The sequence below is a fragment of the Pseudomonas sp. SDO52101_S400 genome (assembly GCF_054071635.1).
Genome location: NZ_JBSVWF010000007.1, coordinates 108,580 through 129,883, shown reverse-complemented (window position 1 = coordinate 129,883; position 21,304 = coordinate 108,580). Strand labels below are relative to the sequence as shown.

General features: G+C 61.2%; 20 protein-coding genes. 13 read left to right on the top strand and 7 right to left on the bottom strand.

The window, feature by feature from the left end:
• Positions 1–62: 62 nt before the first annotated feature.
• The gene (locus ACW9HX_RS05475; protein ID WP_457379788.1) at positions 63–887 is read right to left on the bottom strand and encodes an SDR family oxidoreductase; all 825 of its coding nucleotides are present in this window, start codon (positions 885–887) and stop codon (positions 63–65) included.
• A 124-nt stretch (positions 888–1,011) separates the two neighbouring features.
• Positions 1,012–2,052 carry a threonine aldolase family protein gene (locus ACW9HX_RS05470; protein WP_457379787.1) on the bottom strand — a complete coding sequence of 347 codons (1,041 nt, stop codon included), beginning with the start codon at positions 2,050–2,052 and terminating at the stop codon, positions 1,012–1,014.
• A 128-nt stretch (positions 2,053–2,180) separates the two neighbouring features.
• Between ACW9HX_RS05470 and ACW9HX_RS05465 the strand changes: the two genes are divergently transcribed.
• The 8 genes from ACW9HX_RS05465 to fdhA all read left to right on the top strand — a co-directional run bounded on the left by ACW9HX_RS05465 (position 2,181) and on the right by fdhA (position 12,259).
• Positions 2,181–2,891, top strand: a complete 711-nt coding sequence (locus ACW9HX_RS05465; RefSeq protein WP_457379786.1) for a TraX family protein — start codon at positions 2,181–2,183, stop codon at positions 2,889–2,891.
• A gap of 285 nt (positions 2,892–3,176) precedes the next feature.
• The gene (gene glyA / locus ACW9HX_RS05460; RefSeq protein WP_457379785.1) at positions 3,177–4,430 is read left to right on the top strand and encodes a serine hydroxymethyltransferase; all 1,254 of its coding nucleotides are present in this window, start codon (positions 3,177–3,179) and stop codon (positions 4,428–4,430) included.
• 20 nt (positions 4,431–4,450) lie between these two features.
• Positions 4,451–5,701: a sarcosine oxidase subunit beta gene (locus tag ACW9HX_RS05455; RefSeq protein WP_003206307.1), complete on the top strand. Its 1,251-nt coding sequence runs from the start codon at positions 4,451–4,453 to the stop codon at positions 5,699–5,701.
• A 13-nt stretch (positions 5,702–5,714) separates the two neighbouring features.
• Positions 5,715–6,044, top strand: a complete 330-nt coding sequence (locus ACW9HX_RS05450) for a sarcosine oxidase subunit delta (protein WP_011336273.1) — start codon at positions 5,715–5,717, stop codon at positions 6,042–6,044.
• Complete coding sequence (locus ACW9HX_RS05445; protein WP_457379784.1) at positions 6,041–9,058, top strand: sarcosine oxidase subunit alpha; 3,018 nt, start codon at positions 6,041–6,043, stop codon at positions 9,056–9,058. Before ACW9HX_RS05450 ends, ACW9HX_RS05445 begins: the two co-directional genes overlap by 4 nt.
• A gap of 55 nt (positions 9,059–9,113) precedes the next feature.
• A complete protein-coding gene (locus tag ACW9HX_RS05440) occupies positions 9,114–9,746 on the top strand; it encodes a sarcosine oxidase subunit gamma (protein ID WP_096817792.1) in 633 nt (210 codons plus the stop codon).
• Positions 9,747–9,996: 250 nt separating this feature from the next.
• Entirely contained in the window at positions 9,997–10,854 is an 858-nt protein-coding gene (gene purU / locus ACW9HX_RS05435) for a formyltetrahydrofolate deformylase (protein ID WP_103521270.1), read from the top strand.
• Positions 10,855–11,059: 205 nt separating this feature from the next.
• Positions 11,060–12,259, top strand: coding sequence for a formaldehyde dehydrogenase, glutathione-independent (gene fdhA / locus ACW9HX_RS05430; protein ID WP_085688554.1), 1,200 nt, complete (start codon positions 11,060–11,062; stop codon positions 12,257–12,259).
• Between the two features lie 57 nt (positions 12,260–12,316).
• Here fdhA and ACW9HX_RS05425 read toward each other — a convergent pair whose 3' ends face one another.
• From ACW9HX_RS05425 to ACW9HX_RS05415, 3 genes are all read right to left on the bottom strand, one after another.
• Positions 12,317–12,823: a hypothetical protein gene (locus tag ACW9HX_RS05425; protein ID WP_457379783.1), complete on the bottom strand. Its 507-nt coding sequence runs from the start codon at positions 12,821–12,823 to the stop codon at positions 12,317–12,319.
• 128 nt (positions 12,824–12,951) lie between these two features.
• Entirely contained in the window at positions 12,952–13,626 is a 675-nt protein-coding gene (locus ACW9HX_RS05420; protein ID WP_457379782.1) for an anti-sigma factor, read from the bottom strand.
• Complete coding sequence (locus ACW9HX_RS05415; protein ID WP_457379810.1) at positions 13,623–14,249, bottom strand: sigma-70 family RNA polymerase sigma factor; 627 nt, start codon at positions 14,247–14,249, stop codon at positions 13,623–13,625. The genes ACW9HX_RS05420 and ACW9HX_RS05415 overlap by 4 nt, the downstream gene beginning before the upstream one ends.
• A 148-nt stretch (positions 14,250–14,397) precedes the next feature.
• Here ACW9HX_RS05415 and ACW9HX_RS05410 point away from each other — a divergent pair, with 148 nt between their 5' ends.
• Complete coding sequence (locus tag ACW9HX_RS05410; protein ID WP_457379781.1) at positions 14,398–14,955, top strand: DUF2780 domain-containing protein; 558 nt, start codon at positions 14,398–14,400, stop codon at positions 14,953–14,955.
• A 1-nt stretch (position 14,956) separates the two neighbouring features.
• On the opposite strand, the gene ACW9HX_RS05405 is transcribed toward ACW9HX_RS05410, so the two are convergent.
• Positions 14,957–15,844: an acyltransferase gene (locus ACW9HX_RS05405; RefSeq protein ID WP_457379780.1), complete on the bottom strand. Its 888-nt coding sequence runs from the start codon at positions 15,842–15,844 to the stop codon at positions 14,957–14,959.
• Positions 15,845–16,018: 174 nt separating this feature from the next.
• Here ACW9HX_RS05405 and rloA2 point away from each other — a divergent pair, with 174 nt between their 5' ends.
• From rloA2 to creC, 3 genes are all read left to right on the top strand, one after another.
• Positions 16,019–16,525, top strand: a complete 507-nt coding sequence (rloA2, locus tag ACW9HX_RS05400) for a retropepsin-like aspartic peptidase RloA2 (protein WP_457379779.1) — start codon at positions 16,019–16,021, stop codon at positions 16,523–16,525.
• Positions 16,526–16,593: 68 nt separating this feature from the next.
• Complete coding sequence (gene creB / locus ACW9HX_RS05395; protein WP_457379778.1) at positions 16,594–17,274, top strand: two-component system response regulator CreB; 681 nt, start codon at positions 16,594–16,596, stop codon at positions 17,272–17,274.
• Complete coding sequence (gene creC, locus ACW9HX_RS05390; protein WP_457379777.1) at positions 17,274–18,692, top strand: two-component system sensor histidine kinase CreC; 1,419 nt, start codon at positions 17,274–17,276, stop codon at positions 18,690–18,692. Before creB ends, creC begins: the two co-directional genes overlap by 1 nt.
• Positions 18,693–18,714: 22 nt before the next feature.
• On the opposite strand, the gene ACW9HX_RS05385 is transcribed toward creC, so the two are convergent.
• The gene (locus ACW9HX_RS05385) at positions 18,715–19,725 is read right to left on the bottom strand and encodes an acyltransferase family protein (RefSeq protein WP_457379776.1); all 1,011 of its coding nucleotides are present in this window, start codon (positions 19,723–19,725) and stop codon (positions 18,715–18,717) included.
• A 166-nt stretch (positions 19,726–19,891) separates the two neighbouring features.
• On the opposite strand from ACW9HX_RS05385, the gene creD reads away from it, so the two are divergent.
• On the top strand, positions 19,892–21,262 hold the full coding sequence (gene creD / locus ACW9HX_RS05380) for a cell envelope integrity protein CreD (RefSeq protein WP_457379775.1): 1,371 nt from the start codon (positions 19,892–19,894) through the stop codon (positions 21,260–21,262).
• The last annotated feature ends 42 nt before the right edge of the window (positions 21,263–21,304 follow it).

The following is a 21,304-nucleotide window of genomic DNA, read 5'->3' as shown; positions in this document are numbered from 1 at the left end:
CCAATCAGTCCCCTCTCCCTCCGGGAGAGGGCTAGGGTGAGGGGGGCTCACAGACACACTGATCAATCCACAAACAAATCCGTCATCAACTTCGCATCACTCCCCGGTTCAAAGCGGTAACGATCAAATTCGGTCACACCGCTCTCCCGCAAGATATCCTCATCAATCAACAACCGCCCGGTAATCCGCCGTCCGCTGCTGTCCAGAATCACATGTGCCGCATCTGCCATGATCGCAGGCGTGCGCGCATGCTTGAACGACTCCCGATTGCCCAGCTGAAACTCGATCGCCGCCGTGGCGATCATGGTCTGCGGCCACAGTGAATTGACGCTGATCCCGTAGTTGGCGAACTCCTCGCTCATGCCCACCGTCAGCATGCTCATGCCGTATTTGGTCACCGTGTACGGGCTGTACTGGGCGAACCATTTGCTGGCCATATTCAGTGGTGGTGACAGGTTGAGGATGTGCCCGGAGGACTTTTTCAGATAGGGCAGGGCCGCCTGGCTGCACAGCAATACCGCGCGGGTGTTGATCTGGTGCATCAGGTCGAAACGCTTGAGCTCGATGTGTTGCACACCGGTCAACTTGATCGCCCCGGCGTTGTTTACCAGTGCGTCGATCCCGCCGAAATGTTCATTGGCCTGGGCCAGCGCCTGACGCACGGCGTCTTCCTCGCGCACATCCAGTTGCAGCGCCAGGGCCTTGCCGCCGGCCGCTTCGACTTCCGCTGCGACGCTGTGGATGGTGCCGGGCAACTTGGCGTGGGGTTCGGCGCTCTTGGCGGCGATCACGATATTGGCCCCGTCCCGCGCGGCCCGCAGCGCAATCTCGCGCCCGATGCCACGGCTGGCGCCAGTGATGAACAAGGTTTTGCCTTTTAGCGACATGCGCAAGCTCCTGCTTGTTGTTATGTGAGCGATGGCTCGACAAACAATGTAGACGATGGAGCTGAAGCGGGAAGGAGAGGTGAGCGGTGGCGGGGGAGCAGGCTCCCTCGCCACGGGGAGGGAATCAGGCCGACATGACTTCGCGGATGTCGCGCGCCAGTTCACGTACGCGTTCTTCTTCGGTGTCCCACGAGCACATGAAGCGCGCGCCACCCTTGCCGATGAAGGTGTAGAAACGCCAGTTCTTCGCGGTCAGTGCGGCAATTGCAGGCTCGGAGAGTTGCAGGAACACGCCGTTGGCCTGCACCGGGAACATCAGTTCCACGCCCGGGATGTCGCTGACCAGTTCGGCCAGCAGTTGCGCGCAGTGGTTGGCGTGGCGGGCGTATTTGAGCCAGGCGTCGTTTTCCAGGATGCCGACCCATGGCGCCGACAGGAAGCGCATCTTCGAGGCCAGTTGCCCGGCCTGTTTGCAGCGGTAGTCGAAGTCTTCGGCCAGTTTGTGGTTGAAGAACAGGATCGCCTCACCCACCGCCATGCCGTTTTTCGTGCCGCCGAAGCACAGCACGTCGACGCCGGCCTTCCAGGTCAGGTCCGCCGGCGAGCAGCCGAGGAATGCGCAGGCGTTGGAAAAGCGCGCGCCGTCCATGTGCAGGTTCAGGCCCAGTTCCTTGCAGGTGTCGCTGATGGCGCGGACTTCTTCAGGGGTATAGACGCTGCCGACTTCGGTGGCCTGAGTCAGGGTCACGACGCGTGGTTTCGGGTAGTGGATGTCTTGGCGCTTGAGGGCGACTTCGCGGATCGAGGCCGGGGTGATCTTGCCGTTTTCAGTACCGGCGATCAGCAGTTTCGAACCGTTGGAGAAGAACTCCGGCGCGCCGCATTCGTCGGTTTCGACGTGGGCGGTTTCCGAGCAGATCACGCTGTGGTAACTCTGGCACAGCGACGACAGCGCCAGGGAGTTGGCGGCGGTGCCGTTGAAGGCGAAGAACACTTCGCAGTCGGTCTCGAACAGCTTGCGGAAATCATCCGAGGCGCGTGCTGTCCACTCATCGTCGCCATAGGCGCGCTGGTGGCCGTGGTTGGCCTGTTCCATGGCAGCCCAGGCTTCAGGGCAGATACCGGAGTAGTTGTCGCTGGCGAATTGTTGGCTCTTGTCGGTCATGGCCGGCTTCCGTGATCGAGGCGCTTGTGGCGCTTCGTAGGGTCAATGATGGTGCGCACTGTACCGAAGATCATCCGGGGAGCACACGGGATGTCGCTGTCAGAACTTTACAAGGATGCGAGCCGATTATGCACCTGAGCCAGCGTGACGGCGCACTCGACCTGCTCAAGTGGCTGGCGCTGGTGTGCATGCTGCTCGATCACCTGCGATATGTCGGGATCAGCGCCGATTGGCTGTATGTGCCGGGGCGGTTGGCGTTCCCGTGGTTCTGCCTGGCAATGGCGGCGAACCTGGCGCGTAGCGGGGCTCGAAAGACCGAGTGGCGCTATCTGGGCTGGTTGCTGCTGTTCAGTCTGCTCAGCGAAATTCCCTACCGTTTGTACATTCCCGATCCCGACACACTGAATGTGATGCCCACGCTGGCGCTGGGCTTGCTGGTGGCGCGGGGCTGGCAGGAGCGAACGCCGGTTGCGCGATTGCTGGGCGTCTGCGCTTTGCTGGTGGCGGCGTTGTTTTCGGAGCAACTGATGTTCGGTCTGTTCGGTGTTCTGCTGCCGCTGGCGATGTTGCTGGTGTTTCGCAAGCCCTGGTATTTCAGCCTGCTGCCGGGGTTGTTGTGTCTGGTCGCGAATCAGTGGCAAGTGCTCTACGAATCTGCGCGGTTCGGCAATCTGGTCGCCACCTTCGGCATTGCGACATGCCTGATTGCGCCACTGCTCGGAATGTTCCTGTTGCGACATGGGCGACATCTTCAGCCACCTCCGATGCACCGCTGGGCGTATGCCCTCTATCCCGCACATTTCCTGCTGTTGCTCGCCGTCCGCCAACTCTTCACATAACCCTGTGGGAGCTGGCTTGCCAGCGATAGCAGTGGGTCAGCCGCTATCAATGCCGGATGTGCCACCGCCATCGCTGGCAAGCCAGCTCCCACAAGGTTCTCCGGTGTTTCCGAGATGCAGTCTGGCAAAGCCATTTACGTCTATGTCGTAAACGCACCTTTGCGTGGCGTCCGTAGGCATTTGACCTCCCTGCGCCGGCCATACCATCGGCATCAAAGGGCACTGCCGTCATTGCCGGTGCCTTACCGAGACGAATGGCGCACAGATGCCGCTGGGAGAGACGCGATGTTCAGCAAGCAAGACCAGATCCAGGGTTACGACGATGCACTGCTGGCGGCGATGAATGCCGAGGAGCAACGTCAGGAAGATCACATCGAGCTGATCGCGTCGGAGAACTACACCAGCAAACGCGTCATGGAAGCGCAAGGCAGCGGCCTGACCAACAAGTACGCCGAAGGTTATCCGGGCAAGCGCTACTACGGTGGCTGCGAGCACGTCGACAAGGTTGAAGCCCTGGCCATCGAACGCGCCAAGCAACTGTTCGGCGCCGATTACGCCAACGTCCAGCCGCACTCCGGTTCCTCGGCCAACAGCGCTGTGTATCTGGCGCTGATCCAGCCGGGCGACACCATTCTGGGCATGAGCCTGGCCCATGGCGGTCACCTGACCCACGGCGCCAAGGTCTCGTCCTCGGGCAAGCTGTACAACGCCGTGCAGTACGGCATCGACACCAAGACCGGCCTGATCGATTACGACGAAGTCGAGCGTCTGGCCGTCGAACACAAACCGAAAATGATCGTGGCTGGTTTCTCGGCTTACTCCAAGACCCTCGACTTCCCGCGCTTCCGTCAGATCGCCGACAAGGTCGGTGCGCTGCTGTTCGTCGACATGGCCCACGTGGCCGGTCTGGTGGCTGCCGGTCTGTACCCGAACCCGCTGCCGTACGCCGACGTGGTCACCACCACCACCCACAAGACCCTGCGCGGTCCACGTGGCGGCCTGATCCTGGCCAAGGCCAACGAAGAAATCGAGAAGAAGCTCAACGCCGCCGTATTCCCCGGCGCCCAGGGCGGCCCGCTGATGCACGTCATCGCCGGTAAAGCCGTGTGCTTCAAGGAAGCGCTGGAGCCTGGCTTCAAGGCCTATCAGCAACAAGTGATCGACAACGCCCAGGCGATGGCGAGCGTATTTATCAAACGTGGCTACGATGTAGTGTCCGGCGGCACCGACAACCACCTGTTCCTGGTCAGCCTGATCCGACAGGGCCTCACCGGTAAGGACGCGGATGCTGCCCTCGGTCGCGCTCACATCACCGTCAACAAGAACGCCGTACCGAACGACCCGCAGTCGCCGTTCGTCACCTCGGGCCTGCGCATCGGCACCCCGGCGGTGACCACGCGCGGCTTCAAGGTGACCCAGTGCGTGACGCTGGCCGGCTGGATCTGCGACATCCTCGACAACCTCGGCGATGCCGATGTCGAGGCCAACGTCGCCCAGCAGGTTTCGGCCCTGTGCGCTGACTTCCCGGTTTATCGCTGAGCGTTCTGGAGTACATGACTATGCAACGCTATTCGGGCTTCGGCCTCTTCAAACACTCCCTCAGCCACCACGAAAACTGGCAGCGCATGTGGCGCACGCCGACCCCGAAAAAGGTCTACGACGTGGTCATCGTCGGCGGCGGCGGGCACGGTCTGGCGACTGCCTACTATCTGGCGAAAGAACACGGCATCACCAACGTGGCCGTGGTCGAGAAGGGCTGGCTGGGCGGCGGTAACACCGCGCGCAACACCACCATCGTTCGCTCCAACTACCTGTGGGACGAGTCGGCGCACCTGTACGAACACGCGATGAAACTGTGGGAAGGCCTGTCTCAGGACCTGAACTACAACGTGATGTTCTCCCAGCGCGGTGTCTACAACCTTTGCCACACCCTGCAGGACATCCGTGATTCCGAGCGTCGGGTCAGCGCCAACCGCCTCAATGGCGTTGACGGCGAACTGCTCAACGCCAAGCAGGTCGCGGACGAGATTCCGTACCTCGACTGCTCGAAAAACACTCGCTACCCGGTGATGGGCGCAACCGTTCAGCGTCGCGGCGGCGTGGCCCGTCACGATGCCGTGGCCTGGGGCTTTGCCCGTGCCGCCGACGCCTTGGGCGTGGACTTGATCCAGCAGACCGAAGTGATCGGTTTCCGCAAGGAAAACGGCGTGTGCATCGGTGTTGAAACCAACAAGGGTTTCATCGGCGCCAAGCGCGTCGGCGTAGTGACTGCCGGTAACTCCGGGCACATGGCCAAGCTCGCCGGTTTCCGTCTGCCGATCGAATCCCACCCGCTGCAAGCGCTGGTGTCCGAGCCGATCAAACCGATTATCGACAGCGTGATCATGTCCAACGCCGTGCACGGTTACATCAGCCAGTCCGACAAGGGCGACCTGGTGATCGGCGCCGGTATCGACGGCTACAACGGCTACGGCCAGCGCGGTTCGTATCCAGTGATCGAGCACACCATCCAGGCCATCGTCGAGATGTTCCCGGTGCTGTCGCGAGTACGCATGAACCGTCAGTGGGGCGGCATCGTCGACACCACGCCGGACGCCTGCCCGATCATTTCGAAAACCCCGGTACCGAACATGTTCTTCAACTGCGGTTGGGGCACCGGCGGCTTCAAGGCGACACCTGGCTCGGGCAACGTGTTTGCCGCAAGCCTGGCCAAGGGTGAAATGCACCCGCTGGCCGCACCTTTCTCCATCGACCGTTTCCACAACGGTGCGTTGATCGACGAACACGGCGCTGCGGCTGTCGCCCACTAACAGGAGAAATCCCATGTTGCATATCTTCTGTCCTCACTGCGGCGAACTGCGCTCCGAAGAGGAATTCCACGCATCCGGCCAGGCGCACATCCCGCGTCCGCTGGATCCGAACAGCTGCACCGACGAGGAGTGGGGCGACTACATGTTCTTCCGCGACAACCCGCGCGGTCTGCACCACGAGTTGTGGGATCACGTCGCCGGTTGCCGTCAGTACTTCAACGTCACCCGCGACACCGTGACCTACGAGATTCTCGAAACCTACAAGATCGGCACCAAGCCGCAATTCACCGACAAGGCTGACACTGCGAAAACAGCCACGACGGCGCTGGGAGAGAAGGTATGAGCCAGACCAATCGCCTGTCCAACGGTGGACGGATCGACCGCAACAAAGTGCTGAGCTTCACCTTCAACGGCCAGGTCTATAAAGGTTTCGAAGGCGATTCGCTGGCCGCTGCACTGCTGGCCAACGGCGTCGACATCATCGGCCGCAGCTTCAAGTATTCGCGTCCGCGCGGCATCTTCGCCGCCGGTGCCGAAGAGCCGAACGCGGTGTTGCAGATCGGTGCCACCGAAGCCACCCAGATTCCTAACGTGCGTGCCACGCAACAGGCTTTGTATCAAGGCCTGGTCGCCACCAGCACCAACGGCTGGCCGAGCGTCAACAACGACATGATGGGGATTCTCGGCAAGGTCGGCGGCAAGCTGATGCCGCCGGGTTTCTACTACAAAACCTTCATGTACCCGCAATCGTTCTGGATGACTTACGAGAAGTACATTCGTAAGGCCGCAGGTCTTGGCCGTTCGCCGACCGAAGTCGATCCGGACACCTACGACTACATGAACCAGCACTGCGACGTGCTGATCGTCGGCGCCGGCCCGGCCGGTCTGGCCGCTGCACTGGCAGCTGCGCGCAGCGGTGCCCGGGTGATCATCGCCGATGAACAGGAAGAGTTCGGCGGCAGCCTGCTCGACTCCCGCGAAAGCCTCGACGGCAAGCCTGCGATGGAATGGGTCGCCAGTGTTGTTGCCGAATTGAAAAACACCCCGGACGTGCTGCTGTTGCCGCGCGCCACGGTCAACGGTTACCACGACCACAACTTCCTGACCATTCACGAACGCCTCACCGATCACCTCGGCGACCGCGCGCCAATCGGCCAGGTGCGTCAGCGCATCCACCGCGTCCGCGCCAAGCGTGTGGTGCTGGCGACTGGTGCTCACGAGCGTCCGCTGGTCTACGGCAACAACGACGTACCGGGCAACATGCTGGCCGGCGCTGTGTCGACTTACGTGCGCCGTTACGGCGTGGCACCGGGCAAAAAGCTTGTGCTGGGAGTCAACAACGATCACGCCTACCGCGTGGCGCTGGATTGGCTCGATGCCAGTCTGCAAGTGGTCGCCATCGCCGACGCCCGCAGCAATCCGCGTGGCGCACTGGTGGAAGAAGCTCGCGCCAAAGGCATTCGTATCCTCACCGGCAGCGCCGTGATCGAGGCCCGTGGCAGCAAGCACGTGACTGCTGCCCGCGTGGCGGCGATCGATGTCAAAGGTCACAAGGTCACCAGCCCGGGCGAATGGCTCGACTGCGACCTGATCGCCAGCTCCGGCGGTTACAGCCCGGTGGTTCACCTGGCGTCGCACCTCGGCGGCAAGCCGATCTGGCGCGAAGACATCCTCGGTTTCGTACCGGGCGAAGCGCCGCAGAAACGCGTGTGTGTCGGTGGCATCAACGGCGTCTACGGTCTCGGCGATTCCCTGGCCGACGGTTTTGAAGGCGGCGTGCGCGCTGCGTCCGAAGCCGGGTTCCAGACCGTTGAAGGCGTGTTGCCGAAAGCCTTGAGCCGTCACGAAGAACCGACCCTGGCGCTGTTCCAGGTGCCGCACGAAAAAGCCACCGCACGGGCGCCGAAGCAATTCGTCGACCTGCAGAACGACGTGACCGCCGCCGCCATCGAACTGGCGACCCGCGAAGGTTTCGAGTCGGTCGAGCACGTCAAACGCTACACCGCGCTGGGCTTCGGCACCGATCAGGGCAAGCTCGGCAACGTCAACGGTCTGGCGATCGCCGCCCGTTCGCTGAACGTGACCATCCCGCAGATGGGCACCACGATGTTCCGTCCGAACTACACGCCGGTCACTTTCGGCGCAGTAGCGGGCCGTCACTGCGGGCACATCTTCGAACCCGTGCGCTACACCGCACTGCATCAATGGCACCTGAAAAACGGCGCCGAGTTCGAAGACGTCGGTCAGTGGAAACGTCCGTGGTATTTCCCGAAAAACGGCGAAGACATGCACGCCGCCGTCAAGCGCGAATGCAAGGCTGTGCGCGACAGCGTTGGCCTGCTGGACGCTTCGACCCTGGGCAAGATCGACATCCAGGGCCCGGACGCCCGCGAGTTCCTCAACCGCGTGTACACCAACGCCTGGACCAAGCTTGACGTGGGCAAGGCCCGTTACGGCCTGATGTGCAAGGAAGACGGCATGGTCTTCGACGACGGTGTGACGGCGTGTCTGGCCGACAACCACTTCGTCATGACCACCACCACCGGCGGCGCGGCTCGCGTACTGCAGTGGCTGGAGCTGTACCACCAGACCGAATGGCCGGAAATGAAGGTCTACTTCACTTCCGTCACCGACCACTGGGCGACCATGACCCTGTCCGGCCCGAACAGCCGCAAGCTGCTCAGCGCCGTGACCGACATCGACCTGGCCAACGAAGCGTTCCCGTTCATGACCTGGAAAGAAGGTCTGGTCGGCGGTGTTCCGGCGCGGGTGTTCCGCATCTCGTTCACCGGTGAGCTGTCGTACGAAGTCAACGTCCAGGCTGACTACGCGATGGGCGTGCTGGAGAAGATCGTCGAGGCCGGCAAGCAGTACAACCTGACGCCGTACGGCACTGAAACCATGCACGTGCTGCGGGCCGAGAAGGGCTTCATCATCGTCGGCCAGGACACCGACGGCTCGATGACCCCGGACGACCTGAATATGGGCTGGTGCGTCGGTCGCACCAAACCGTTCTCGTGGATCGGCCAGCGCGGCATGAACCGTGAAGACTGCGTGCGTGACCAGCGTAAACAGCTGGTCGGCCTGAAGCCGATCGATCCGAACGTATGGCTGCCGGAAGGTGCACAGCTGGTGTTCAACACCAAGCAGTCGATCCCGATGACCATGGTCGGCCACGTGACCTCCAGCTACGCGCACAACTCCCTCGGTTATTCGTTTGCCATGGGCGTAGTGAAGGGCGGTCTGAAGCGTCTGGGCGAGCGGGTGTTCGCACCGCTGGCTGACGGCAGCGTGATCGAGGCGGAAATCGTTTCTTCGGTGTTCTTCGATCCGAAAGGCGATCGCCAGAACATCTAATTGATCGCCCCCGCGCCTGGCGCGGGGGCGGCACAGAATTCAGGAAGGGTGCTTTATGACCGCAGCCAACGTTTACCAACAACGCCCGACCACCGGGGCCAAGGCCGAGTCGTCGCTGCATCACGCCGACCTCGCCAGCTTGGTGGGCAAGGGCCGCAAAAGCGCCGGCGTGACCGTGCGCGAGAAGAAACTTCTCGGCCATCTGACCATTCGTGGCGACGGTCACGATGCCGCGTTTGCCGCCGGCGTGCACAAAGCCCTGGGTATCGAGTTGCCGGGTGCCCTGAGCGTGATCGTCAAAGGCGAAACCAGCCTGCAATGGATGGGCCCGGACGAGTGGCTGCTGATTGTGCCGAGTGGTGAAGAGTTCGCCGCCGAGCAGAAGCTGCGCGAGGCGCTGGGCGATCTGCACATCGCAATCGTCAACGTCAGCGGCGGCCAACAGGTGCTCGAACTGAGCGGCCCGAACGTGCGCCAGGTGCTGATGAAGTCCACCAGCTACGACGTGCACCCGAACAACTTCCCGGTCGGCAAGGCCGTCGGCACGGTGTTCGCCAAGTCGCAGCTGATGATTCGCCACACCGCCGAAGACACCTGGGAACTGCTGATCCGTCGCAGCTTCTCGGATTACTGGTGGTTGTGGTTGCAGGATGCGTCCGCCGAATACGGCCTTAGTGTTCAGGCCTAAACAAGTTGAGTTGCAACGGCTTGTGAGGAGGGCTCGAGATCCTACCCCCTCACCCCAACCCTCTCCCCCAGGGGGGAGAGGGGGAAAGGGAGCCGATCTCGGTTGTTCTTGCGATCTACATTCACCCGCGAAATTTCAGGTCGATGTAGCTCTGCAGACACTTCGGTCAGTCCCCTCTCCCTCCGGGAGAGGGCTAGGGTGAGGGGAAAACCCCCTGACACCCCGCACAAAGAACAGGAGTCACCGCACCATGAGCCGCGCCCCAGACACATGGATTCTGACCGCCGACTGCCCCAGCGTTCTCGGCACCGTGGACGCGGTGACGCGTTTTCTGTTCGAGCAGGGCTGCTACGTTACCGAGCACCACTCGTTCGATGACCGGCTCTCGGGCCGGTTCTTCATTCGTGTGGAATTCCGTCAGCCCGACGGTTTTGACGAGCAATCCTTCCGCGCCGGCCTCGCCGAACGCGGTCAGGCATTCGGCATGATCTTCGAACTGACGGCGCCGAACTACCGACCAAAAGTGGTGATCATGGTTTCCAAGGCCGATCACTGCCTCAACGACTTGCTCTACCGCCAGCGCATCGGTCAGTTGTCGATGGACGTGGCGGCGGTGGTGTCGAACCACCCGGATCTCAAGCCGCTGGCCGACTGGCACCAGATTCCCTACTACCATTTCCCGCTCGATCCCAACGACAAGCCGGCCCAGGAGCGGCAGGTGTGGCAGGTGATCGAAGAGTCCGGCGCCGAACTGGTGATCCTCGCCCGCTACATGCAGGTGCTGTCGCCGGAGCTGTGCCGCAAGCTCGATGGCAAGGCGATCAACATTCATCACTCGTTGCTGCCGGGCTTCAAGGGCGCCAAGCCGTATCACCAGGCCTACAACAAGGGCGTGAAACTGGTGGGGGCCACGGCGCACTACATCAACAACGATCTCGACGAGGGGCCGATCATCGCTCAAGGCGTCGAGGCGGTGGATCACAGTCATTACCCTGAAGACCTGATCGCCAAGGGCCGTGACATCGAAGGTCTGACGCTGGCCCGGGCCGTCGGGTATCACATTGAGCGGAGGGTGTTTTTGAACGCCAATCGCACGGTCGTTCTCTAGATCGCTTTCGCGGGCAAGCCCGCTCCCACAGAGGATTTGTGGTGTGAGCAAAATGGCATGCACACAGGAGAGCCAATGTGGGAGCGGGCTTGCCCGCGAAGGGGCCATAACTGACAACGCAAAACCAACAAGCAATAACCCGAGCACTTAACGCGCTGCCTGCCTGGGCGGCGCGGTTCCATAAAAACAACAGCGAGGTGAAAGCATGTCTGGCAATCGTGGTGTGGTGTATCTCGGCGCTGGCAAGGTCGAAGTACAGAAAATCGACTATCCGAAAATGCAGGATCCGCGCGGCAGGAAGATCGAGCACGGTGTCATCCTGCGTGTGGTTTCAACCAACATCTGCGGCTCCGACCAGCACATGGTGCGCGGCCGTACCACTGCCCAGGTCGGTTTGGTGCTGGGCCACGAGATCACTGGTGAAGTGATCGAAAAAGGCTCCGACGTCGAGAACCTGAAGATCGGCGACCTGGTGTCCGTTCCGTTCAACGTGGCTTGCGGGCGCTGCCGTTCCTGCAAAGAGCAACACACCGGCGTCTGCCTGACCGTCAACCCGGCCCGCGCCGGCGGCGCCTACGGTTACGTCGACATGGGCGACTGGACCGGTGGCCAGGCCGAATACGTGCTGGTGCCATACGCCGACTTCAACCTGCTGAAACTGCCGGACCGCGACAAGGCCATGGAGAAAATCCGTGACCTGACCTGCCTCTCCGACATCCTGCCGACCGGGTACCACGGCGCAGTTACCGCTGGCGTTGGTCCGGGCAGCACCGTTTACATTGCCGGCGCCGGCCCGGTCGGTCTGGCCGCTGCGGCATCCGCCCGTCTGCTGGGCGCTGCGGTGGTTATCGTCGGTGACGTCAACACCATCCGTCTGGCCCACGCCAAGGCTCAGGGTTTCGAAATCGTCGACCTGTCGAAAGACACTCCGCTGCATGAACAGATCGCCGCGTTGCTGGGCGAGCCTGAAGTGGATTGCGCGGTCGACTGCGTCGGCTTCGAAGCCCGTGGTCATGGCCATGACGGCGTCAAATCCGAAGCCCCGGCCACCGTGCTCAACTCGCTGATGGGTGTGGTGCGCGTCGCCGGCAAGATCGGTATCCCGGGCCTGTACGTGACCGAAGATCCGGGCGCTGTGGATGCTGCCGCGAAAATGGGCAGCCTGAGCATCCGCTTCGGTCTCGGTTGGGCCAAATCCCACAGCTTCCACACAGGGCAAACCCCGGTGATGAAGTACAACCGCCAGCTGATGCAGGCGATCATGTGGGACCGCATCAACATCGCCGAAGTGGTGGGCGTGCAGGTCATCAGCCTCGACCAGGCGCCGGAAGGTTACGGCGAGTTCGATGCCGGTGTGCCGAAGAAGTTTGTGATTGATCCGCATAAGTTGTTTAGTGCGGCGTAAGACTCAAAACTAAAAAAGCGGCGCCTGGTAAGGCGCCGCTTTTATTTCTAGTGGTGATTAAGGAAGATTGAACTCGCAGTCGGTTACATTGGATGCACTGCACTTCTTGTTATGAGTTTTAGCACTGTTTTCATTTTTGTCTTTTTCCCAAGTGCCTTTGCCTTCGGTAGCAAATGCTTTCGTTCTTTGGGAAAGACGTACGCGGTCATCGGCCCCCGAACCTTCGTAATCACATTTTACATAGCTGATAATGCTGCCAGGCTTATCTGCTGGATCTTCACCCTCTGATCCTACTTTACGCTGTGCGAGGGTTGCAGTTGTGAACTTGACTCCACTTTTCTTTGAGTAGTCGACATTCTCTGGTTCCACACCTGTATCCGCATTGGACCCCTTGAATGCACCAGCAGAGTAGTGAAAGGTACCATTAATATCCTGTGATGATACCGAGCTTAATGGGGGGCAATTCTCCGCAAGTGTATAAGTGCCAGCCATCATTGTGAACATGGTGAAGACGCTTAGCGATATGACTTTCAATGCGCTGGTTTTTTTGTTGGAAATTTGCATGGGAAGCTCCTTGTTTAGTAATTGGAGTGCCCATGCTATGACTCGGTAGTTATTTTGACACCTGTCATAAGTGACAGTTGTTTATGTTACTTCAATATGGTTCTACCTTTTCTTAATACTGATTGGAATTACAACGCCGCCAACGCCCCTTGATAAAGCACCGGCCCCGTCGGCTGCCCGGTCGGCGATCCACCCTTCGGCTCAAGACTGACTGCCAAGGCAATCGGCTTGCCGATCAACGCTTTCTGCGCAGCGCTCAATTCAACCTTGCCTTTACCGCCCGCCGGGATCACACCCAGCGAGATCGGTTTGCCATCAGCCGGAATCGCCCACAGCTCCAGACTGCGCTGAGGATCGACAGCCGCCAGTGTCAGCGGCTCGACTTGCAGGTAATCATCATGCGCCTCGACCTTCAGCGCCGGTTGCGCGTCGGCGCTCAGCAGGGTGGCGCGGTAGCGGGCATCGTCGTGGGTGTACAGCGAGCCGAGGAACACCAGCACCACGATTGAAGCCAGTGCCGCCGTTACCCGCAGCCAGTTCCAGAACGGACGCTTCTCGGGCACATGCAGGACCTGCGGTTCGATCCGTGCGGTAACGCCGTGCCACACGCGCTCCGGCACCTGAACCTCCGGCAATGTTTCGGTAAGGCTGGCGAGGCTTTCCTGCCAGTGCGCCAGTTCGGCGCGCAGGGCTGCGTCTTCCAGCAGCAACTGCTCGAAGCGCCGACGGGCCGGCGCAGCCATCAAGCCGATGGCGTAATCGGCGGCGAGGGCGCGGCGCAGGGCTGGGGTCTGGTAGTTCATGATTCAAGGCACCGGCGCAGGCGTTCCATGCCCCGGCGAATCCATGATTTGACCGAGCCCAGCGGCGCCGCCAGATGTTCGGCCAGCTCGGAGCAAGACAACCCCTGAAAGTACGCCACGGTAATCGACTGACGCTGCATGCCTTCGAGGGTTTCCAGGCAGCGGTTCAATGCACTGGCTTCACGGGCGCTGTTCAATTGGTCGTGGGCCGAGGGATTTTCATCCACCAAGGCTTCCTGCTCGAAATCACTCAAGGGCCGGTCGCGGTGCTTGCGCAACTGGTCGATGGCCTGATTGCGGGTGATGTTGATCATCCAGGTCATTGGCGCCGACAGGTGCGATTCGTAGCGCGAGGCGTTGTTCCAGATCCGCACGAAGCTTTCCTGCAACACTTCCTCGGCCAGATCCGGGCGCCCCATGAATCGCAGGGCAACACCGTGCAAGCGCGGGCCAGCGCTGCGGTACAGCGTTTCGAAGGCACGGCGGTCGCCCAGTGAGCACTGGGCCAGCAGTTGCCGGAGCTGATCGGTGTCGGCGAGGGTAATGACAAGTCTCCAGACAGGGCAGGCGCTGGTTTCGGGTAGTTCACAGGCTAGTTCAGCTACAGCGCTCGTGCCATTCATCATGGGGTATCCGGGGTTTCACGTTTCATATACGCGGCCGGGTTCAGAATGGATGCGCTACGCTCGGAACATGCCGGCGGATACTCGGTCAAACCGGCAGTTTTCCCCTTCGTCGACGAAGGGTTTCATGCCACAAGAGGATGTCTGAATGAAGATTTCACGCGGTTTTGCCCTGGCATCGCTCCTGACCCTGGCGGCAGGCCCGGTGTTTGCCGGTTTCAGCCTGAACGATGTCGCCGGTGCGGTATCGGGCATGCAGGGTGGCGACAAGGCAGCGGCAGCGGCGCCGACCTCGGAAACCGCCGGTCTGTTGAGTGCCCTGAGCGCGCTGAACGTCACTCCGCAACAAGCGGTCGGCGGCACCAGCGCGATGCTGGGGCTGGCGAAAAACCAGCTCAGCAACACGGACTATTCGCAGTTGGCCAAGGAGGTGCCGGGGATCGACAAACTCTCCGGTGGCGGCGGTAATCTGGCGGCGTTGAGCGGCTTGCTCGGCTCGTCCGGCAAGTCCGCCGGGCTGGAAAATGCGCTGGGCAACGTCAAGGACACCAATGACTTGAACAACGCCTTCGGTGCGTTGGGCATGGACAGCGGCATGGTCGGCCAGTTTGCCCCGATCCTGCTGCAATACCTCGGTCAGCAGGGTGTCGGTGGTTCGCTGCTGCAAAGCCTGGGCAGCATCTGGGGCACCGGCGCCGGCAGTTGATTCAACGGCGCTCGCCGCGCAGTTCGGCAATGCGCTGGTCTTTCTCGGTCCAGAGCTGGTTGACCCAGCCCTGGACCTTTTCGCGAAACACCGGATCGTTTTCGTAGTCGCCCTGCCACAGCGCCGGGTCCAGTTCACGGGTGTGGATGTCGATGATCACGCGTGGCACGTTGCCGCTGATCAGGTCCCAGAAACCCGGAATCTTCGGCTGTGGATAGACCACGGTCACATCGAGAATCGCGTCCAGCTGTTCACCCATCGCCGCCAGCACAAAGGCCACGCCGCCCGCCTTGGGCTTGAGCAGGTGGCTGAACGGTGACTGTTGCTGCGTGCTTTTGGCCGCGGTATAGCGAGTGCCTTCCAGATAATTGACCACCGTCACCGGCTGACGCTTGAACAGCTCGCACGCGGCTTTGGTGATTTCCAGGTCCTTGCCGGCCAGTTCCGGGTGCTTCGCCAGGAACGCCTTGGTGTAGCGCTTCATGAACGGGTAATCCAGCGCCCACCAGGCCAGGCCCAGGAACGGTACCCAGATCAGCTCTCTCTTGAGGAAGAACTTGAAGAACGGCGTGCGCCGGTTGAGGGTCTGGATCAGCGCCGGGATATCGACCCAGGACTGATGGTTGCTGATCACCAGATACGACGTGTCACCACGCAGGTCATCGCCGCCACGAATGTCCCATTGCGTCGGGATGCACAGGCGGAAGATCAGTTTGTCGATTTCCGCCCAGGTCTCGGCGATCCACATCACCGCCCACGAGGCGTAGTCGCGAAAGCGCCCCGGCAGGATCAGCTTGAGCAGGGCGAACACCATCAGCGGGCCAAACAGCACCAGGGTGTTGGACAACAGCAGCAGGGTGACGAGACAGCCGGTGAGCAGGCGGCGCATAAGCAACTCTATGAAAGCGGATGGGCGCGCCATGATAAGTGGCTTCGGGCGACAGGCCAAATCGAGGGTTACGAATGTTTCACCTTTGGCGCGTTAGCCTTGCGGGAACGATCAAGCGAACAGCGGTCTAAAATCTCGCGTCTGACGCCCCCATTTCTCAAGGAAGCCCCTTACGTGAAATCCCTCCTTGCTTTGCTTTCCCTTGTTGCGCTGCCGGTCCTGGCAGCCGAGCCAACCCTTTACGGACGCTATGAATACATCGCGCTGCCGGAAATCGGCGGTGAAGTGCTCAAGGCGAAAATGGACACCGGCGCACTGACCGCCTCGCTGTCGGCCAAGGACATCGAGACGTTTACTCGCGACGGCGAAGACTGGGTGCGTTTCCGCCTCGCCACCAAGGACGCCAGCAACAAAGTGTTCGAACACAAGATCGCGCGGATCAGCAAGATCAAGAGCCGTTCCGACGAAGACGACGAGGATCGCGACACCACGGAAGTCGCCAAGCGTCCGGTAGTCGATCTGGAACTGTGCCTGGGCAACGTCAAGCGTACCGTTGAGGTCAACCTGACCGACCGCAGCCATTTCAACTATCCGCTGCTGATCGGCGCCAAGGCCTTGCGTGAGTTCGGTGCAGCGGTAAACCCGGCGCGTCGTTTTACCGCCGACAAGCCGGACTGCTAAGTGGTCTCATTGACGTAACGTCAGGCTTGGGGCACCGTTCGCGCACTTAACCCACAGGCTCGGACGCCATGCCTCATATCCTGATTGTCGAAGACGAAGCGGCGATTGCCGACACGCTGATTTTTGCCTTGCAGGGCGAGGGGTTCACCACGACCTGGCTGAGCCTCGGCGCGGCGGCGCTTGAGCATCAGCGCAGGACACCGGCCGACCTGATCATCCTCGACATCGGTCTGCCGGACATCAGCGGTTTCGAAACCTGCAAGCAACTGCGCCGGTTCAGCGAAGTGCCGGTGCTGTTTCTCAGCGCCCGGGATGCCGAGATCGATCGCGTGGTGGGCCTGGAAATCGGCGCCGACGACTACGTGGTCAAACCCTTCAGCCCTAGGGAAGTGGCAGCGCGGGTCCGGGCGATTCTCAAACGCATGGCTCCGCGTCCGCCGGCCGAGGCGTGGTCGGGGGTGTTCCGCATCGATCCAGAGCGCGTGCAAATCAGTTATCGCGGCCAGGCCTTGAGCCTGACCCGTCACGAATTCCGTCTGCTGCAATGCCTGCTCGAACAACCGGAGCGGGTGTTCAGCCGCGAGCAACTGCTCGATGCGCTGGGTGTGGCGGCGGATGCCGGCTACGAGCGCAGCATCGACAGTCATATCAAGAGCGTGCGCGCCAAGTTGCGCCTGATACGTGCCGAGGCCGAGCCGATCCAGACCCATCGTGGCCTGGGCTACAGCTACAGCCCGGGGCACAGCTGATGTCACTGGGGCTGCGGATTTTCCTGGTGTACGTGCTGTTTATCGGCCTCACCGGTTATTTCGTGCTCAACACCGTGATGGAGGAAATCCGCCCCGGTGTGCGTCAGTCCACCGAGGAAACCCTGGTCGACACGGCCAACCTGATGGCGGAAATCCTCAAGGATGATTTCAAGGCAGGCACCCTCAGCCAGAATCGCTGGCCTGAATTGCTTCGTGCCTACGGCGAGCGCCAGCCGAAAGCGACGATCTGGGGCCTGCCGAAAAACCAGGTCAACCACCGCATCTACGTCACCGACGCCAAGGGCATCGTGGTGCTGGATTCCAGTGGCCTCGCGGTCGGCCAGGACTACTCGCGCTGGAACGACGTTTACCTGACTCTGCGCGGCGAATACGGCGCGCGCTCCAGCCGCAGCGATCCGAATGATCCGAACTCCTCGGTCATGCACGTCGGTGCGCCGATCCGCGACGCTGGCCAGATCATCGGCGTGGTCACCGTGGCCAAACCCAACAGCTCGTTGCAACCCTATGTCGACCGTACCGAGCGCCGCTTGCTGGGTTATGGCGCCGGACTGATCATTCTGGGTCTGCTGTTCGGTGCGCTGTTGTCGTGGTGGCTGAGCCGGGCACTGCACCGTTTGACCCGCTATGCCGAGGCCGTGAGCGAGGGGCGTCGGGTGGAAGTGCCGCATTACCGTGGCGGCGAGCTGGAACAACTGGCGAGTGCCGTGGAACAGATGCGCACCCAGCTCGAAGGCAAGGCCTATGTCGAGCGCTACGTCCACACCTTGACCCATGAATTGAAGAGCCCGCTGGCGGCGATCCGCGGCGCCGCCGAGTTGTTGCAAAGCGAAATGCCGCTGGCGCAACGGCAGCGTTTCGTCGGCAACATCGACAGCGAAAGTGCACGCATGCAGCAACTGATCGAGCGGTTGCTCGATCTGGCCCAGGTGGAACAGCGTCAGGCGCTTGAGGAGCGCATCGCTGTGCCGCTCGCTGCGCTGGTCGATGAAGTGTTGCAGGCACAGGCCGCACGCATTGAAGGTAAACAGTTGCGAATCGAGTGCGCCATCCCGGCGCAGCTGTCGCTGAACGGCGAGCCGTTTCTGCTGCGTCAGGCCTTGGGCAATCTGTTGGATAACGCACTGGACTTCACGCCGCCACGGGGGCTGCTGCGATTTGAAGCCGAGCGGATTGGCGAGCAGGTCGAGTTCCGGCTGTTCAACGAAGCCGCGCCGATTCCCGATTACGCGCTGGCGCGTCTGACCGAACGTTTCTATTCATTGCCGCGTCCGGACAGTGGACGCAAAAGCACGGGGCTTGGGCTGAACTTCGTCGAAGAGGTGGTCAAGCTGCACGGCGGTTCTCTGCGCATCGAGAACCGTGAAGGAGGGGTACAGGTGCAACTGCACCTGCCGTGATCATTCCAATGACCCCTCTCGCTCAGGAAGGTGTTGCCGCCTCGTTGATTCGGGCCTTGCTTCGGCGGTGGGCCCATTGCAGCACCGGTCGCTCGACCCACTGCCAGGACGCGATGGCCAGTACGATCACGATCAGCGCCGACACGATCATGGACGGCACGAACGTCAGCGAGGTCTTGTTGATCACCAACTGCTGTACCGGAAACGCATACAGATAGATGCCGTAAGACAGATCGAACCGGCCCCGGATAGTGTGATCGACATACAGCAGACCCAGACTCAATGTGGCCAGGCAGATGCACAGCGTGACGACCACCCCGGACAGCGGCGTGCCCGCTGCCAGCGGAATCAGACCGAGACAGGTCGCCAGCGTGATGACCAATCGGTGCCTGGCGCCCAGGTATTGCTTGTAGAAAGCCACGAGCGACCCGGCAAAAAAAGCGATACCGGCACAGCCATACAACGCCAGTTTCTGTGTCAGTGCCGTGGCCGGTCCATTGCCCAGTACATAGGTCGCAATGCAGAACGTCACGAGCAACGCACCGGCCGTCGCGGCCCGGCGGCACAGGCCCAGCACGACCGCTACCAGCAGATAAAAGGCGAATTCGATTTTCAGCGTCCAGAGGCTGCCATTGAAAGACTCGCTGAAGATAAAGGCTTCAGTGATTTCCTCGATGTTTGCCCGGCCGAACAATGAGATGCGCAGGAAATCGATCAGGGCGGCGGAGTCCGTTACATAGCCATCGGCGAACACCGAACCGGCCACAAAGGTCATCATGAAGGCGCAGACGATCAGTGCCGGGAAGATCCGGGCGGCGCGCTTGCTCAGGTAGTCGGTGAAGCTGTTGGCATTGAGAAAGCTGAGGGTGATCAGCAGGCCGGAAATCGAGAAGAAGGCGATGACCGCGACCCCGCCCAGCGAGTTGTAGCCGGTAATTCCCGGACCTTCCGAACCCGTGAGGGCGAAGTGATGACTGACCAGTACCAATAACGCGGCAACGTGCCTGATCAGATCGAATGAGTTGTTTCGCAATCAAATAGTCCTTTATGCCAAGCCTGTCCGCCGGTGCCGGGCAAATCTGCTCGTTGGCCCCGGGAAACAGCTTTTTACAGGTATTTCCACGTAAAGCCCACACAACCTCCATAACAAAACCACACAGCACTTGCAGACTCGCCTCATTCAAACAAGGGGCGTGGCCATGAACAAAAACCTGACATTCAAACTGGGGGCGATTGCCCTGCTGATCCTGTTGTTACTGGTGCCGCTGCTGATGATCGACGGCGTTATCGACGATCGCCAGCAACTGCGCGACGGCGTGCTCGAGGACATCGCCCGCAGTTCCAGCTACAGCCAGCAGCTCAGCGGTCCGGTGATGGTGGTGCCGTACCGCAAAGTGGTGCGTACCTGGAAAACCAGGGAAAAGACTGACGAGCGTTACCAGGAAATCGGCGAGGAGCGCGGACGCCTGTACTTCCTGCCGGAGCGCTTCGAACTCGACGGCCAGGTGCAGACCGAACTGCGAGCCCGAGGCATCTACGAGGCGCGGCTGTTCCACGCCGACAACCGTATCAGTGGGCACTTTTCGCTGCCGGCGCAGTTGGGGATCAAGGAAGACTTCGTCGATTACAAGTTTGATGCGCCGTTCCTGGCGATCGGCATCAGCGACATTCGCGGGATCGAAAATGCCCTGAAACTGGAGCTCGGTTCGCAACGCCTGGACTTTGTGCCCGGCACGCAAGTGGGCTGGCTCGGCGAAGGCGTTCGGGCAACGCTGCCGGCACTCGATACCAGCCAGGCCTCGGAACTGGCCTTCGGTTTCGACCTGCGTTTGCAAGGCACCGGCTCGTTGCAGGTGCTGCCGGTGGGCAAGACCAGCCGCGTGAACCTGGCCGCCAACTGGCCGCACCCGAGCTTCATCGGCAACTTCCTGCCGGCCAAGCGAGAAGTCACCGATCAGGGCTTCACCGCCGATTGGCAGACCTCGTTTTTCTCCACCAACCTGCAAGAGGCCATGAACCGTTGCGTCTCGGGTAACGATTGCGAGGCGTTCAACGGCCGCAGCTTCGGGGTGAGCTTCATTGATCCGGTGGATCAGTACCTGAAGAGTGACCGGGCGATCAAGTATGCGCTGTTGTTCATTGTCCTGACGTTCGCCGGTTTCTTCCTGTTCGAGGTGCTGAAAAGCCTGGCGGTGCACCCGGTGCAATACGCGCTGGTGGGTGTGGCGCTGGCGTTCTTCTACCTGTTGTTGCTGTCGCTGTCGGAACACATCGGGTTTGCCCTGGCGTATCTGCTATCGGCCAGTGGTTGTGTGTTGCTGATCGGTTTTTATGTCTGCCACGTGCTGCGCAGCGTGCGCCACGGCTTGAGTTTTTCGGTGGGGCTGGCGGCGTTGTATGGCTTGCTCTACGGCTTGCTCAGCGCCGAGGATTACGCGCTGCTGATGGGCTCGCTGCTGTTGTTCGGCCTGCTGGGTGTGTTCATGGTGCTGACCCGTAACCTGGACTGGTACGGCGTCGGGCAGAAACCGGCCAAGCCGCTGGAGTTTGATCTCGGAGCGGTGCAATGAGCCGGTTCGTGGGGTTGCGTGAGGAGCAGCGGGAGGCGGAGG